This is a genomic window from Rhizobium esperanzae (assembly GCF_002204185.1).
GTDB classification, from domain to species: domain Bacteria; phylum Pseudomonadota; class Alphaproteobacteria; order Rhizobiales; family Rhizobiaceae; genus Rhizobium; species Rhizobium esperanzae.
Map to the genome: position 1 here is coordinate 1 of NZ_MXPU01000001.1, position 15,949 is coordinate 15,949.

The window sequence follows — 15,949 nt, forward strand, 5'->3', positions numbered from 1 at the left end:
GCTTGGCGATTAACTCCTCAAGGCCGGAGTGATCGTTGCTGACCGCAAAGTGCTCGCCCGAAGGGTGCAGCGCCACGTCCAATCGGTCCTTGGAAACATCGATGCCGACAACCACGATCTCATTCTTCTCCATCTGATCCCATCCTTGCCTAAGCGGGCTTTGCCTTCGCAAGCGGCCCCGGCGACTGTTCGGGTTCAATGGAACGGCGGATGGAGACCCAGGCTCTCCCACGGGCTTGGTGTCCCAAAGGTGCAACGGTCTCCCATCCGCCACCGCAACAGGCAGTTCTATGCCAACAGCGGGTAAAGGGAAGTTACAAAGGTGCCATGCCGCAACCTCTCCGTCCCCCGCAAGCCTCGTGTAGGGCACGTCCCCTCGCCCCGTTTACGGGGAGAGGGTTAGGGTGAGGGGCAGCCATCCGCACGAAGCGGACTGCATGTCAGTACAATCGGGAATGTCGGATGCTTCGAGGTAATAAGGCCGAAACGGGGATAACTGCCACCGTTCGATCAGTTCACCGGTTACCACCACCTCTTCACCGGGAACTGGCGCATGGGGTAGCGCATTAACCCCATCAAAAATGCCCTCGACATACCATCGATCACGGCTCTCTGATATGACATAGGAGGCGATATCTATCACCCCGCCTTCACCGTAGCCACGCAGGGTAGCCCGCAGATATTCCCGCTGCATTTTTGAGACGAGCTCAGCGGAAATACGCGCCAGCAAAGCGTCTTCAGCGGATATCTCTGCACCGTGAGCAAGGGCCGGCATTGCCAGCGCACTGCACAGAAACGCAGCCCGGATCAATTTTCGATCGAAATCCATGTCGAGCCCTCAGCTTTCCCGGCATGGTAGCGGTAGCAGCGCGCAAGCGCCATACAACTTATCTGCGACTACCCAAAATATCTCTGAGGCTGCGCGCGACGCGACCCATCTTACGCAGGCTGGCATTTCGCTTTATCGGCAACAAACGATTCACCATTGTTGACCGCAAAAATCTCGCTAGAATGGCTATCATGGCGGCGTCTCGCCTGAGGATAGGTGGGCGCTGCACCGTAGTTCTGTCGAAACCCTGGAGGAGCATCGATGGCAACTGAAAAATGGCACGACCCGGTCAAGGTCGGTTTCGAAGGCACTGACCTCAGGACCGTCAACGGGCCGTTCGATGCGCTGAAATGTCTGGCGGATCTCTGGCCGAGCGCGCGCGGACTGCATTATATCAAGGCGCGCAGCACCTGCCGGGCAGCACTCGACGGGCGCAAGAGCGTGGAAGAGGCAAGAGCCGAGTTCCTGGCGGCGGCCGAAGAGGCGAAGCTGAAGCTGCTGCATTAACACGGCAAGGAACGCCCGGCTGTTTTCGTTTTTTGTCCGGCATCGCGTGCCGGAACGATACATTGTTTAATTTTCACTTAACCCTGGATCGAGCAGCTGCCGGGTTTCGGCGCAAAGGGCGTTGCGCCCGGGACCGCTGTTTCGATAGAAAACACACAGCCATCATGATGATGGTCAGAGGCTCGTCACCGGAAACGCCGGCGAGCCTCGTTCGGACAAACCCGTTTGTCAGCAGCCCGCGTCGCCGGCATTCTCCACCTCGACATAACCGACACCGATGATCGTGCCGTCAGCCGCGCGGATGAAGGACGGCAGATAATGCGGCTCTGCCGGTTGGCAGGCGACAGTGGCGGTATAGTCGTTGAGGGCGATCTGATCCTTCGGCAAGGCGGAATAGTCCGTGCCGGTCTCAAGCGAGGCATGGGCCGAGCCGGCAAAGACGGCGATGATCAGGGTGGACGCCCAGAGGCGAAGAAGCGTCTGCATGAGGGTCTCCAGCGTTTCAGATCCGGCATTTCAACACCCGGGAGGACACTTGGTTCCCTCAGCGCCGCAACAGGCGGTTATGCACATGGCCGCGGCCGACAATGCTTTCGGCGATCTCGGCCGCCCGCTCGACATCGCCATGCCGGCGCACGAAACCTTCGAGGACGATATCGGCGCCAAGCGTGCTGACGGTGATTTCGCGCGCGTCGAGATCGCCGGCGGCATGAAGGGCGCTCTCGACTGAAGCGCGTGTCGCCGCCTCGCCATGACCCTGCCGGCCGGTTTCGTCATGGTCGGGGAATACCGTAAACCCGATCACTTAAGCGTCTCCTGAGGTTGGTTTATCTCAGTTAACGCGGCGGCAGGGGCTTTCGTTGCAAGGGCTCGACGCGATCTGCGAGCCTAATTTCTGCGGGCTCCGGTGTGGCGTGCCCTTGGCGGACACTGCAGCGGCTTCCATATCTGGTGCAGTCGACAGAGGGATGACGACAATGAAAGTGCTGATACCCGTCTTTCTTGCCGGAGTCGTGCTGGCCGGCTGTTCCTCGGCCGACAGCCCGGCGCTGGAACCCATTCCCGGCAGCATCACCTATGGCGGCCAGCCGCGCACCAAGCTCACCAAATCGCCGGTCGGCAGCGCCGTCTACAACCAGTTCTACAATGAGACGGGCCAGCGTGTGGAGGAAACCTATATTCTCCAGCCGGACCGCAGCCTGAAGCTGGTGCGGCGCGAGGTGGGACCGGATTTCCCCGATTGAGGATCGCTGCGCCGCAGACTTGACAGCGGCCGAAATCGCGAACATTCAAGGAACATCTAATCTTCTCGCAGTGATTCTGCGGGAGCCCGACCGGACGGCTGGATGTATCTCGAAAAGCTCAATCCCCAGCAGCGCATGGCCGTCGAGCATGGCACGCTCATCGACGGCAGCCATGTTGCCGGGCCGCTGCTGGTCATTGCCGGCGCCGGCTCCGGCAAGACCAATACGCTGGCGCATCGGGTCGCCCATCTGATCGTCAAGGGCGCCGATCCGCGCCGCATCCTGCTGATGACCTTTTCGCGCCGGGCAGCCGCCGAAATGGCGCGGCGCGTCGAGCGCATCTGCCGCGATGTGCTCGGCGCCAATGCCGGCGTCATGGCCGACGCGCTTGCCTGGTCCGGCACCTTCCACGGCATCGGTGCGCGGCTCTTACGCGATTATGCCCAGCAGATCGGCCTCGATGCCGATTTCACCATTCACGACCGCGAAGACAGCGCCGACCTGATGAACCTCATCCGGCACAATCTCGGCTTCTCCAAGACCGAAAGCCGGTTTCCGGCCAAGGGCACATGCCTTGCCATCTATTCGAGGGCGGTGAATTCGGAGACGGCACTCGATCAGGTGCTGCGCGACGCGTTTCCCTGGTGCGCGGCGTGGGAGAAACAGCTACGCGAGCTTTTCGCCTGCTATGTCGAGGCCAAGCAGAGCCAGAATGTGCTCGATTACGACGACCTCCTGCTCTACTGGGCGCAGATGGTCGGCGAGAGCGTGATTGCCGAGGATATCGGCAGCCGCTTCGACCATGTGCTGGTCGACGAATATCAGGATACCAACCGGCTGCAGGCCTCAATCCTGATGGCGCTGAAGCCCCAGGGACAGGGGTTGACCGTCGTCGGCGACGATGCGCAGTCGATCTATTCCTTCCGCGCAGCGACAGTCCGCAACATTCTCGACTTTCCCGCGGCCTTCAGCCCGCCCGCCAATATCGTCACGCTCGACCGCAACTATCGCTCGACGCAGCCGATCCTGACAGCCGCCAACGCCGTCATCGATCTCGCCTCGGAGCGGTTCACCAAAAATCTCTGGACCGAGCGGCAATCCTCCGAGCGGCCGCGGCTCGTCACGGTGCGCGACGAGGCTGACCAGGCGCGTTACGTCGCCGACAAGGTGCTCGACCATCGCGAGGAAGGCCTCAAGCTCAAGCAGCAGGCGGTGCTGTTCCGCGCCTCGCATCACAGCGGGCCGCTGGAGGTCGAGCTGACCCGGCGCAACATTCCCTTCGTCAAGTTCGGCGGACTGAAATTTCTCGACAGCGCCCATGTCAAGGACATGCTGGCCGCCCTTCGCTTCGCCCAGAACCCGCGCGATCGGGTGGCCGGCTTCCGGCTGATGCAGATCCTGCCGGGCGTCGGGCCGTCGACGGCGCAGAAGGCGCTCGACCTGATGTCCGAGGACGCGAGCCCGCTGTCGGCGCTTGCCGCCATGCCGGCGCCGCCGCGCTCCGGCGAGGATTGGACTGAGTTCGTTTCGATGCTGCAGGAGATGAAATCCGGCAAGGCCGGCTGGCCGGCGGAAATCGAGCTGGCGCGGCAATGGTACGCGCCGCATCTGGAAAGGCTGCATGAGGACGCGGCGACGCGACAGGCCGATCTCTTGCAGCTCGAGCAGATCGCCGGCGGCTATGCCTCGCGCGAGCGTTTCCTCACCGAACTCACCCTCGATCCGCCGGATGCGACCAGCGACCAGGCCGGGGTGCCGCTGCTCGACGAGGACTATCTCATTCTCTCGACCATCCATTCGGCCAAGGGCCAGGAATGGACGAGGGTCTTCATGCTGAATGTCGTCGACGGCTGCATTCCGAGCGATCTTGCCGTCGGCGCCACCGCCGAAATCGAGGAAGAACGCCGGCTGCTCTATGTGGCGATGACGCGCGCCCGCGACGGTCTCGACCTCGTCGTGCCGCAGCGCTTCTTCACCTATGGGCAGAATGCGCAGGGCGACCGGCACGTCTATGCCTCGCGCAGCCGCTTCATCCCGGCGACCCTGCTGCAATTCTTCGAGGCCTGCAGCTGGCCGCAGGTGAAATCCGATGCCGCCGCGCAAGCCCAGGCGCGGCAGGTGCGCATCGACGTCGGCGCCCGTATGCGCGGCATGTGGCGATAATGCATGTCGCCCGGAAGTGTGCAGCGGTTCCGAGACAACGACATGCATAAAACCAAAGACTAAAAGGCGCCGCAGGCAATCCGATCCTGTGGCGCGCTTTGGTTCGTATCTAACCTGGCAGGTGCTCAGTAGTCCCAGAACACCGGCACCCAACGGAAGACGTCACCGTCGACCGCCACCCGGCCGACCGACGGGAACGGCAGGTGGGTGGCCACCAGTTGTTCGCCGTTCGCCGCAAGCTCCTTGAGAAGATCGATGCGAACGCGAGCGGCCTCCTCGGGATCGTGTTCGAAACCATTGTACCAGTCGGGGTGCTCGAACCCGACCGCGAACACGGCATCGCCGGCGAATGTCAGCCGGTCGCCGCCGGATGCGAGGCGGACCACGCTGTGTCCGGGGGTGTGGCCGCCGGTGCGTTGGACGACGACACCCGGCGCCACCTCGGATCGGTCGTCGAACAGCTTGAGATGGCCGCCATACTCGCTGAGGAACCGCTTTGCCGTTGCCCGAAGCGCATCCGGAAAGCCCGGTGGCATGGAGACGTGGCTGAAATCGGGTGCCTCCCAGAACTTGGTCTCCGCGGCCGCCACGTGGATCCTGAGATCGGCACGCAGCCGGTCCTTGACGCCTTCGACCAGCAGGCCGCCGATGTGATCCATGTGCAGGTGGGTGAGCACCACGTCGGTCACCGATGCCAGATCGACGCCGGCGCCCTCCAGTCGCTTGATCAGCTGCCCGGCGCGCGGCAAGTTCAAGTCCGGATCCAGGCCAAGCCCGGCGTCGATGAGGATTGTCTGCCCGCCGCTGCGCACGAGGACCACGTTCAACGCCCAGTCGAAAGCGTCTCGCGGCAGAAACATATCGTCAAGCCAGACTGCCCGGTCAGCCGCGTCGGCGTTGTGTCCCAGCATCGTCGTCGGGAGCGGCAACACGCCATCGCTGATGATCAGCACTTCGATTTCGCCGATCCGCACCGCATAGCGCGACGGAACCAATTCTTCGGACTTCAGCCTGCCAGGCTCCTGCTGACCAGTCGTACGGGGTTTTGCTTCTGCCTGCGACATGATGCGCTCCTGTTTGTTGGTGATCGAGAGATGTCGAATAGGGTCACGTCGCGGACCCTAAGCCGAAGCGTGGTTGGCGGTCGATCAGTTCAAAGGAGAGGGAAAGCTAGGCTTTAGCACAGGCCGGCCTACGGTCTCGGCGCGTCACGCCGAAGACTTGGTGTAGCAGAGGCTGGCATCAGGACGCAGAGGCTCTCGCCCGCCGCAGATGCCGCGCATTCAGCATTCAGGGGATGACAGCATCAGAGCAAAAGCGGCGGCTCGGCCGGTTTCAGGAATTTCTCGACCGTTTGCGCCTTGACAGCCTCGACAGAGGCCGGCGACCATTTCGGATTGCGGTCCTTGTCGATGACCGCGGCGCGGATGCCTTCGAAGAAATCGGGATTATCCAGCATCTGCAGGCAGGCGCCGAGTTCGCGGCCGAGGCATTCGGCGAGCGAGGCGCTGCGGCGGCCGGCCCTCAAGAGCCGCAAAGCAAGCTTCAGGCTGGTCGGCGAGCGCGCCAGCAGCACACGGCGCGTTTCAGCGGCAAATTCGCCGTCCTCCACGTCGAGCACAGCCAGAATCTCCTCGACGCTGTCGAAACGGAAAGCGCGGTCGATCATTGTCGCGTTCTGTCGCAGCCGGCTCTCGCCCGCAGGCTCTGCGTATACCTGCAAAACGCCGTCGACATCACCCGACGAACTGCCGCGCGGCAGGCCCGACAATGTCTCGATCACTTCTGCGAGCCGCGACGAGGCGATCTGAAGATCGGCAAGGTGGGCGTATATCGCGTCGGCCGCGGCGATATCGAGCCCGGTCAGACCGAGCCATGTTCCGGCCTCCCCGGGTGCCTTCGGCAGCAACCAGGTGGCCCCGACATCGGGGACGTAGCCGATGCCGGTTTCGGGCATGGCAAGGCGGGTGCGCTCGGTGACGATGCGGTGGCGGCCGTGCGAGGACAGGCCGACGCCGCCGCCCATGGTGATGCCGTCCATCAGCGCGACATAAGGTTTTGGGTAGACGGCGATCATATGGTTGAGACGGAATTCCTCGCGCCAGAAGGTTCCGGCGAGACCGTCGCCAGCCCGGGCGCTCTCATGCAGGGCGCGGATGTCGCCGCCGGCGCAGAAGCCGCGTTCGCCTTCCCCTGTTGCCACGACAGTCGCCACGTCGGCATCGCGGGCAAAACCATCCAGCGCCTCGGCGATCGACCGTATCATCGCCAGCGTCAGGCTGTTCAGCGCCCGCGGCCGGTTGAGCCGGATAATGCCGGCAGTGCCTCGCCGCTCGATGATGACTTCGCTCTCCTGCATGGTTCACCTCCGCTGTCGAACCATGAATAGACGACGATGCAAGATCGCTCCAGAGCATTTCCGGTCAGCCGGCATCGATGGGTCAAGCCGACAGCGAATCCCGGGCGGCCGCTTTTGCCTCGCAGCGGGCGGCATAGTCGATGGCGAGTTCCAGCGGCAGCGGCCGCGAGAAATAATAGCCCTGCGCCAGGCGAACGCCGATCGCCTTCAGCCCCTCGGCGATCGCTTCGCTTTCGACGCCCTCGGCGACCGAGGCGATGCCGAGGTTCTGGCAGAGGTTGGCGACCGAACGAGTGATGTTCATGCACCGGGCGTCACGATCGAAATTCATCACGAAGCCCTTGTCGATTTTCAGCTTGTCGAAGGCGAGGCGATGAATGTGGCTGAGGCTCGAGAATCCGGTGCCGAAATCGTCGAGTGCGATCGAGATGCCGGCGGCGCGCAGCATCGTGATCACCCGGTCGGCCGTGTCGAAATCGGAGAGCAGCGCGGTCTCGGTGATTTCGAATTCGATGCGCCTGGGATCGACGCCGGAGCGGGTGATCATGGCCAGCAGCGCCATCGAGGTCTCGTGATCGCAGATATCGCGGGCCGAGAGATTGAAGGACAGCCTCAGATGGCGCGGCATGATCGCCAGCGCTTCGAGCGCCTGGGCAAAGAGGATGCGCGTCATGCGGCCGATCACGGCGGTGCGCTCGGCGGCAGGGATGAAGGCTGTGGGACTGATGCGGCCGAAGCGGGCGCTGTCCCAGCGGGCGAGCGCCTCATAGGCAACGACGCGGCCGCTCTGCAATTCGACGATCGGCTGATAATCGAGTTTCATCTCGCTGGCGAAGTCATTTGCCTGCAGCTCGAGTTCGATCAGGTGGCGCTGGGTCAGGATCTTCTCATGATCGGCCGAGAAGAATTCGACGCCGCTGCTGCGCTTGCTCTTGACCTGATAGAGGGCGAAATCCGCCTTCTCGTAAAGATCTTCGGCCGTGTAACTGCCGGCCTCGGGATAGACGATGCCGCAGGAGCCGAAAACGCGGACCGAGCCGTCGGGGATTTCGTAAGGGTTGCGGACGGCGGCGCAAAGCGCCTGGCCGAGATCGGCGATCGCCTGGCGCGTCATCGAGCAGGGAAAGATTATGCCGAATTCATCGCCGCCGAGACGCGAGACCACACCCTCCTCGCCGACCAGCACCGTGAAGCGCCGCGCCGTCTCCTTGAGCACCAGATCGCCGGCGGCATGACCGAAGACGTCGTTGACCGGCTTGAAGCCGTCGAGGTCGATGATGCCGATGACGGGCGGCATCGACGGATTTTTCTGCAGCCGTTCTTCCAGTGAGAGGAAGAAGCTGCGGCGATTGGCAAGGCCGGTCAGCTGGTCTTGCAGCGCGTTGCGGCTGTTGACCAGGTTCAACTCCTCGGCTTCCTCCTGCTTCTGCTTCAGTTCCTCGGTCAGTTGCACCAGGCCGACGAAATTCTGGAAATAGCTGTTGATCACCCTGAGGAAGGGCAGGATCAGGAAAAGGCCGCTGACAGCGGTGGCGACGAAAACCGGATTGCCGGAGAACATGAAGGTCGCGATCATGGCCGAGAAGGTGATAACCGTAGTCATCGCCGCCGCCATCGGTAGATGCATCAGGCAGAAGATGCAGGAAATGCCTGTGACAACGAGGAAATAGGCAATCTGGCCCTGCTGGGAAGCGTCGCCATAGTGGTAAAGTGCGATCGACCAGCCGCCGAAAGCGACGGTCAGAATGCCGGCGCCCGATATGGTCACCTTCATCAGTTTATACGCGCGCTCGGCGGTGATGTTTTCCTTGCCCCTGATCTCCCACCAGCAGAGACGGAAGAAACAGACGACGCTGAGCGCCAGGGGAATGTAGAGCGACAGCCACAGCGGCGCGGATTTCAGATGGGTAATCGCCACCGCCAGCGCATTGATGATCAGCAGGATATAGAGAATGGGGATCTGCGACGACAGGGCCCGAAACTGCGCCATCAGAAGCGTCGGATTGTCTTTTCGCAGCTGCAATGAGGCCAGAAAGTTCTTCATCTTCTCTTATCCGTCGGCCGGAGCCAGCCAGAGGATGCTTGGTGTTTCCTTATTCACGTCATGTCATTCGAAGCCCGCGGGCGCGGAGTTAAACGGCAGTCGCCGCCGGACACCGCTCAGAAGGATGCGGCGGCAAGTGCCCTGTGGATGCTGTGCAGATCATCGACGTTTCTGTTCGACAGGAAGAGTTCCCAATCCAGCGAACTCTGGACGATGGTCTCAAGCGAATCGTAGCGGGGCTTCCAGTCCAGCACCTGCCGGGCGAGCGAAGGATCGGCGACGACGCTCGCCGAATCGCCGGCGCGCCGCGGCGCCATGTGAATCTTGAAGGAATGCCCGTGCAGGCGGGTGACCATGTTCAAGACGTCGAGCACGGAATAGCCGCTGCCATAACCGCAATTGGCGACGAGCGGGCCCTTGTCCCTGCGCAGGTGCTGCAGCGCTTTCAGATGCGCATCGGCGAGGTCGGTGACGTGGATGTAGTCGCGCACGCCGGTGCCGTCATGGGTGGGATAGTCGATGCCGTAGACATGGACGCTGTCACGCTTGCCGAGCGCTGCCTCGCAGGCAACCTTGATGAGGTGCGTGGCGCCCGAAGTCGACTGGCCGGCGCGGTGGTGCGGGTCGGCGCCGGCGACGTTGAAGTAGCGAAGCGCGACATAGTTGAAATCATAGGCGGCGGAGGCATCGCGCAGCATCAGCTCGGTCATCAGCTTCGACTGACCGTAAGGATTTTCCGGGTTGAGGGGAGCCGTCTCCTTCACCGGCAGGTCCGTCTGCTGCTGGCCGTAAACGGCGGCCGTCGAGGAGAAGACGAAGTTGCGGATGCCGGCCCTGATCGAGGCGGAAAGAAGCGCACGGGTCTTGCCGGAATTGTTGTCGTAATAGGAGAGCGGATCGGCGACCGACACCGGCACGACGGCGGAGCCGGCGAAATGGATGATCGCCTCGATGTCGTTTTCGATGAAGATCTTCTTCAGGATGTCGGGGTCGGCAATGTCGCCGAGATAAAAACGCGCCGCCGGCGCCACCGCCCAGCGGAAGCCGGTGGAGAGACGGTCGAGCACGACCACATCCTCGCCGGCATCGATGAGCGCCCAAACCATGTGACTGCCGATATATCCGGCGCCGCCCGTCACCAAAACCGCCATGCCCACACCCCGCTTCAATTTATAAGCAGGGGCATCAGGCGCCGGTTTTCTTTCCAATTTTCTTATCACGGCGCCGTAGGAAGGCTTCCGAACGGGTATGTTTGGAGTCGTGGTTAGAGGCCGATTTCAGTCTTTGCTACAGTTTTATCGATCGGGGGGATTTCGGCACGAAATTGTCCCGGCAGGGCGCGCACCGCGCCCTCTCAACACTTGAGGATATAGTCGCAGAGCCGCTCGGCCGCGATCGCCACCTGGGCAGGATCGCGCAGGAAACAGGCGCGCAGGAAGAGCTCGCCGCCAGCGCCGAAGGCAGCCCCGGGAGCAAGACCGACGCCTGTCTTGTCGACGATATCGATCGCGGCGCTGCGGCTATCGACAACGCCGTCGATCTTTAGGAACGCATAGATCGCGCCGTCCGGCTTCAATGTCTCGACGCGATTGGTGGCAATCAGCGCGTCGCAGAGGATATCGCGCGACCGGGTCGCCTTGGCGATATTGGCGGCGACGAAATCATCGCCTTGATCAAGGGCTGCGACGGCGCCCTTCTGCATGAACTGCGCCACGCCCGATGTCGAATACTGGATGAGGTTTTCGAGCACCTGTCCCATCTCGGGCGGAGCAACGATCCAGCCGACGCGCCAGCCGGTCATCGACCAGTTCTTCGAGAAGGAATTGACGAAGATGATCTTGTCGTCCGGCTTCATCACGTCGAGGAACGAGGCCGCGCGGCCGCCGGCGAAGTAATAGCGCGCGTAGATTTCATCTGCCATGATCCAGAGATCATGTTTGCGGGCGAGCGCCAGGATATCGCCGAGATCTTTCTTCGTCGCAGTCCACCCCGTCGGGTTTGACGGGGTGTTGATGAAGATGCCTCTGGTCCTGGATGTGATGCCGGCTTCGACGCGCTCGAGATCGACCGTCCATCTGCCGCCCTCGAACTGCAGCGTGACGCCGACAGAGCGCGCGCCGGCTATTTCGAGGGCTGCTGCAATATTCGGCCAGGCGGGGGTGAGGTAAACGAATTCGTCGCCAGGCGAAGTCAGCGCCTGCACGCAGATCTGGATCGCCTGCATGCCGGAGCCAGTGACATAGAAATGCTCGGCCGGAAGGCAGACGGAAAAATGCCTGACATAATAATCCGACAGCGCCCGGCGAAGCTCAGGAATGCCCCGCTGCCAGGTATAGAAGGTCTCGCCTGATGCAAGAGCATCCATCGCCGCCCTGCTGATGAAGTCCGGCGTCGGCAGGTCGCCTTCACCGACCCAGAGCGGCAACAGGCCTTCACGGCCGCGGGCATAATTGACGACTTCGACGATCCCGCTTTCGGGCGCCGCTATGGCGCGCGGGCTGAGGCTTTCCACGATCGACATGCATCTCTCCGGTTTCCGCCTTCATAGCGGATTTGCGCCGGCAAATCCCATGATAACAAGTGATGGCATATCGATTTTCGTGATGAATGGCGGCCCGCCCGACCGCGGGCCGACGACCGCTCAGACGGCCGGGCGTTTGGCCAGCAGATCGCGGATCTCGGTCAATAGCTGGACATCGGCCGGCGGCGGCGGCAATTGTTCCGGCTCCTGCTTTTCCTGGCGCTCGACCTGCATGCGGAGATAATTCACCGCCTTGACCATCAGGAAGATAATCCAGGCAAGGATCAAGAAATTGATGAGGACGGTGAGGAAGCTGCCATAGGCGAAGACCGCCCCTTGGGCGCGGGCGGCGGCAAGCGTCGGCGCGTTGACGGCCGACGAGAGCGGCAGGAAATAATTGGAAAAATCGAAGCCGCCGAAAATGGCGCCGACGATCGGCATGATAAGGTCGTCGACCAGCGATTTGACAATGCCACCGAAGGCACCGCCGATGATGACGCCGACCGCAAGATCCATGACATTGCCGCGGGCGATAAAGGCCTTGAACTCATTGAGCATCCGATCCGTCTCCCTTCGATCCCATTTAAGAGATATGCCGTTGTTTCGATTAGCTACATTTTCGTTGCAATTAATCAATCGGCAATCGCAATTATCTGGCGAAGTCCCCACCGGCCTTTGACTTAAGGTGTAGATGGACGGGAATTTTCAAGGCAGCTGAAATGCCTTAAGCTGACTTCGTTGCGGGAGGTGCCGGCGGCTTTTCGCCGGCGGAGGGTTAATGCTTCCAGGCTGGGTCATATTCGCGTCTGCCTTCGGCTATCTGCTGCTGCTTTTCGCCGTGGCAAGCTACGGCGACCGCAAGAACCGCGGCCCGGGGGCGCTCGAAGGCGGATGGCCCGTCGTATATGCGCTCAGCCTTGCGATCTATTGCACCTCCTGGACCTATTTCGGCAGTGTCGGGCTTGCCGCACAACGCGGCCTGGAATTTGCCGGCATCTATATCGGCCCCGTCCTGGTCTTCACGCTCGGCATGCCGCTGCTTCGCCGCATCATCGAGCTCGCCAAGGCGGAGAAGCTCACCTCGGTCGCCGATTTCGTCGCCGCGCGCTACGGCAAGAACCCGACGGTCGCAACGATCGTGGCGCTGATCTCGCTGATCGGCACCGTTCCCTATATCGCGCTGCAGTTGAAGGCGATCTCGAGCACCGTCGGCGCCATGGTCAACCCGTCCGATTACGGCATCGGCAGCGGCAATCTCTATTTCCTCGACCTGCCGCTCGTCGCCACTCTGGTGCTCGCCTGTTTCGCCATCATGTTCGGCACGCGGCATACGGATGCGACGGAACACCAGGACGGCCTTATCCTCGCCGTCTCGATGGAATCGGTGGTCAAGCTCGTCGCCTTCCTCACGGCCGGCATCTGCGTCATCTGGTTTCTCTTCGATGGCCCCACCGATCTGTGGCAGAGGACCGTCGAAAACCACCTGGTCATGTCGGCGCTGGCTTACCATACGCCGATCAGCCGCTGGATCACGCTGATCATTCTGTCGGCCTTCGCGATCATCATGCTGCCGCGGCAATTCCATGTGACGGTGGTCGAAAACCGGACGGCGAAGCAGCTGAAACTCGCAGGCTTTCTGTTTCCCGCTTATCTCATATCAATCAATCTCTTCGTGCTGCCGGTGGCGATCGGCGGGCTGCTGACCTTCGGCGGCGCCGGCAATGCCGATTTCTACATGCTGTCGCTGCCGCTGGCCGGCGAGATGCCGGTGGTGTCGCTGATCATCTTCATCGGCGGCTTCTCTGCCGCCACCGCGATGGTCATCGTCGATTCCGTGGCGCTGTCGATCATGGTGTCGAACGACATCATCATGCCGATTTTCCTGAGGCGCAAACTTGCCGGGCGCGCCGGCCAGCGCGACGATTTCGCCAAGACGCTGCTCAATATCCGCCGCAGCGCCATCTTCGCCGTGCTGCTGTTCGGCTATGCCTATTACCGCTCGACCGACAGCACCGCCGGGCTTGCCTCGATCGGCCTGCTCTCCTTTGCGGCGATCGCGCAGATCGCGCCTGCGCTGTTCGGCGGGCTGATCTGGCGGCGGGCGAATGCGCGCGGCGCCATCCTCGGACTGACCTCCGGCTTCGTCATCTGGATCTATCTCTTGTTCCTGCCCTCGCTCGGCGGGCCTGATTATTCCTATGTGGCGAGCGCCGTGCTCGGCTTCATCTTTCCCGGCTCGACGCTGTTTACCGCGCCCGGGGCGGATCCGCTGGTCAATGCGACCGTCATGAGCCTACTCGTCAACACCGCCTTCTTCGTCGTCGGCTCGCTCACCCGCAATGCCCGGCCGCTGGAGCGCATCCAGGCCGGCATTTTCGTCAAACGGCATTCGCGCTCGCAGTTCGCCACGCGCGGCTGGAAGACCCGCATCAGCGTCGGCGACCTCAAGGCGGCGATCTCGCGCTATCTCGGCGAAGAGCGCATGCAGCGCTCGTTCACCACCTACGAACAAAGCTCCGGCCGCAAGCTGGAGGACGAGCAGCCGGCCGACATGGCGCTCATCCATTTCAGCGAACAGCTGCTCGGCAGCGCCATCGGCTCATCCTCGGCCCGCCTGGTGCTGTCGTTGATCCTGCAGAAGATCGAGGATGCCTCTTCCGACACCGCCTGGCTGCTCGACCAGGCGAGCGAGGCGCTGCAATATAACCAGGACATGCTGCAGACCGCGCTGTCGCAAATGGACCAGGGCATTGCCGTCTTCGACAGTTCCAACCGGCTGACGATCTGGAACCGGCGCTTCCGGCAATTGCTTGAGCTGCCCGAGAATGCCGGCCAGGTCGGCTTTCCCCTCTCCGAGATCGTCACCATCCTCAGCCAGCGCGGCGACATCGCGCCCGACGATCTGCAGCAGACGGTGCGGCATTTCCTGACGCTCGACAAACCCTTCGCACTGGTGCTCGGTGGCGGCGAGCGGATCATCGAGGTGCGCTCCAACGCCATGCCCGACAAAGGCATCGTCGCCACCTTCACCGATATCACCCAGCGCGTCAGCGCCGATCGGGCGCTGAAACAGGCGAATGAGACGCTGGAGCAGCGCGTCGCCGAACGCACGGCCGAGCTGACCCGCGTCAACCGCGAACTCGCCGAAGCGCGGGCCGCCGCCGACGAGGCGAATATCGGCAAGACCCGCTTCTTCGCCGCCGCCGGCCACGATATCCTGCAGCCGCTCAACGCCGCCAGGCTCTATTCCTCAGCGCTGGTCGAGCGCATGGCGCAATCCGACAACAGCCCGATCGTGCGCAACATCGATTCAGCACTGGAATCGGTCGAAACCATCCTGGGCGCGGTGCTCGATATCTCCAGGCTCGATACCGGCGCCATGCGGCCGCGGCTTGCCTCGGTCGCGCTTTCCGACCTGCTGGAGCGGATTGAAACCGATTTTGCGCCGATCGCCCGGGAGAAACAGCTGAAGCTGGTCGTCATGCCGACATCGCTGCGCGTCCGCTCAGACCCGAACCTTCTGCGCCGCCTGGTGCAGAACCTCGTTTCCAACGCCATAAAATACACGGTCACCGGCAAGGTGCTGGTCGGCGCGCGGCGGCGCGGCAACCAGGTGATCATCCAGGTGATCGATTCCGGCATCGGCATTCCGCCATCGAAATTCCGCACCGTGTTCAAGGAATTCGCGCGGCTGGACGAAGGCGCCAAGACTGCTTCCGGCCTCGGGCTCGGGCTTTCGATCGTCGACCGCATCGCCCGCGTGCTCCACCATCCGGTCGAGCTGCTCTCGACGCATGGCAGGGGCACTGAATTTCGCATCTCCATGCCGCTCGACGTCTCACGCCCGGCCGAGGCTGCTGCAGCCGTCACCCCCGCAGACCGCCCGGGGCAGCCGCTCAAGGGACTGAAAATCCTCTGCATCGACAACGAGCCGAAGATCCTGGAAGGCATGCGGTTGCTGCTCAGCGGCTGGGGCTGTGAGGTGACGGCGGTGGATTGCCTTGCCGAGGTGATCGCCATGGACGGCGGGGATGGGCCTCCGGATCTTGCCATCGCCGATTATCATCTCGACGACGGCACCGGGCTTGCCGCAATCCTGCATCTGCGCCGGCAGTTCGGTATCGACATCCCCGCCTTGCTTGTTACCGCCGACCGCACGCCTGAAGTGCGCAGTGAGGCCGAGCGCTACGGCATCGCCGTTCAACACAAGCCGGTGAGGCCGGCAGCGCTGCGCGCCTACATCACCCAGATATCCGGGCTCAAGCGCGCCGCCGCGGAGTAA

General features: G+C 62.4%; 13 protein-coding genes and 1 pseudogene. 4 read left to right on the plus strand and 10 right to left on the minus strand.

Annotated elements, in window-relative coordinates; translation table 11 throughout:
- Both B5E41_RS32055 and B5E41_RS00005 read right to left on the minus strand, forming a co-directional pair.
- A pseudogene (locus tag B5E41_RS32055) lies at positions 1-133 on the minus strand (IS110 family transposase); the annotation flags it as partial.
- A gap of 252 nt (positions 134-385) precedes the next feature.
- Entirely contained in the window at positions 386-829 is a 444-nt protein-coding gene (locus B5E41_RS00005; protein ID WP_088390061.1) for a hypothetical protein, read from the minus strand.
- Between the two features lie 261 nt (positions 830-1,090).
- Between B5E41_RS00005 and B5E41_RS00010 the strand changes: the two genes are divergently transcribed.
- The gene (locus B5E41_RS00010; protein ID WP_085858035.1) at positions 1,091-1,336 is read left to right on the plus strand and encodes a DUF982 domain-containing protein; all 246 of its coding nucleotides are present in this window, start codon (positions 1,091-1,093) and stop codon (positions 1,334-1,336) included.
- 228 nt (positions 1,337-1,564) lie between these two features.
- On the opposite strand, the gene B5E41_RS00015 is transcribed toward B5E41_RS00010, so the two are convergent.
- Positions 1,565-1,822 (minus strand): hypothetical protein, encoded by a 258-nt coding sequence (locus B5E41_RS00015; RefSeq protein WP_088390063.1) that lies wholly within the window; start codon positions 1,820-1,822, stop codon positions 1,565-1,567.
- Positions 1,823-1,880: 58 nt separating this feature from the next.
- Positions 1,881-2,141: a BON domain-containing protein gene (locus tag B5E41_RS00020; RefSeq protein ID WP_088390065.1), complete on the minus strand. Its 261-nt coding sequence runs from the start codon at positions 2,139-2,141 to the stop codon at positions 1,881-1,883.
- 163 nt (positions 2,142-2,304) lie between these two features.
- On the opposite strand from B5E41_RS00020, the gene B5E41_RS00025 reads away from it, so the two are divergent.
- Positions 2,305-2,580, plus strand: a complete 276-nt coding sequence (locus tag B5E41_RS00025) for a hypothetical protein (RefSeq protein WP_088390067.1) — start codon at positions 2,305-2,307, stop codon at positions 2,578-2,580.
- Positions 2,581-2,682: 102 nt separating this feature from the next.
- Positions 2,683-4,743, plus strand: coding sequence for an ATP-dependent helicase (locus tag B5E41_RS00030; protein WP_088390069.1), 2,061 nt, complete (start codon positions 2,683-2,685; stop codon positions 4,741-4,743).
- A 125-nt stretch (positions 4,744-4,868) separates the two neighbouring features.
- Here B5E41_RS00030 and B5E41_RS00035 read toward each other — a convergent pair whose 3' ends face one another.
- The 6 genes from B5E41_RS00035 to mscL form a co-directional block, all read right to left on the minus strand.
- On the minus strand, positions 4,869-5,807 hold the full coding sequence (locus B5E41_RS00035; protein ID WP_088390072.1) for an MBL fold metallo-hydrolase: 939 nt from the start codon (positions 5,805-5,807) through the stop codon (positions 4,869-4,871).
- A 242-nt stretch (positions 5,808-6,049) separates the two neighbouring features.
- A complete protein-coding gene (locus B5E41_RS00040) occupies positions 6,050-7,102 on the minus strand; it encodes an enoyl-CoA hydratase/isomerase family protein (protein WP_088390074.1) in 1,053 nt (350 codons plus the stop codon).
- 82 nt (positions 7,103-7,184) lie between these two features.
- Positions 7,185-9,146 carry a putative bifunctional diguanylate cyclase/phosphodiesterase gene (locus B5E41_RS00045; protein ID WP_088390076.1) on the minus strand — a complete coding sequence of 654 codons (1,962 nt, stop codon included), beginning with the start codon at positions 9,144-9,146 and terminating at the stop codon, positions 7,185-7,187.
- A 116-nt stretch (positions 9,147-9,262) separates the two neighbouring features.
- The gene (gene galE / locus B5E41_RS00050; RefSeq protein ID WP_088390078.1) at positions 9,263-10,297 is read right to left on the minus strand and encodes a UDP-glucose 4-epimerase GalE; all 1,035 of its coding nucleotides are present in this window, start codon (positions 10,295-10,297) and stop codon (positions 9,263-9,265) included.
- Positions 10,298-10,500: 203 nt separating this feature from the next.
- Complete coding sequence (locus tag B5E41_RS00055) at positions 10,501-11,667, minus strand: pyridoxal phosphate-dependent aminotransferase (protein ID WP_088390080.1); 1,167 nt, start codon at positions 11,665-11,667, stop codon at positions 10,501-10,503.
- A gap of 120 nt (positions 11,668-11,787) precedes the next feature.
- Entirely contained in the window at positions 11,788-12,225 is a 438-nt protein-coding gene (gene mscL / locus B5E41_RS00060; protein WP_088390082.1) for a large conductance mechanosensitive channel protein MscL, read from the minus strand.
- 220 nt (positions 12,226-12,445) lie between these two features.
- Here mscL and B5E41_RS00065 point away from each other — a divergent pair, with 220 nt between their 5' ends.
- Complete coding sequence (locus tag B5E41_RS00065; RefSeq protein WP_088390084.1) at positions 12,446-15,949, plus strand: PAS domain-containing hybrid sensor histidine kinase/response regulator; 3,504 nt, start codon at positions 12,446-12,448, stop codon at positions 15,947-15,949.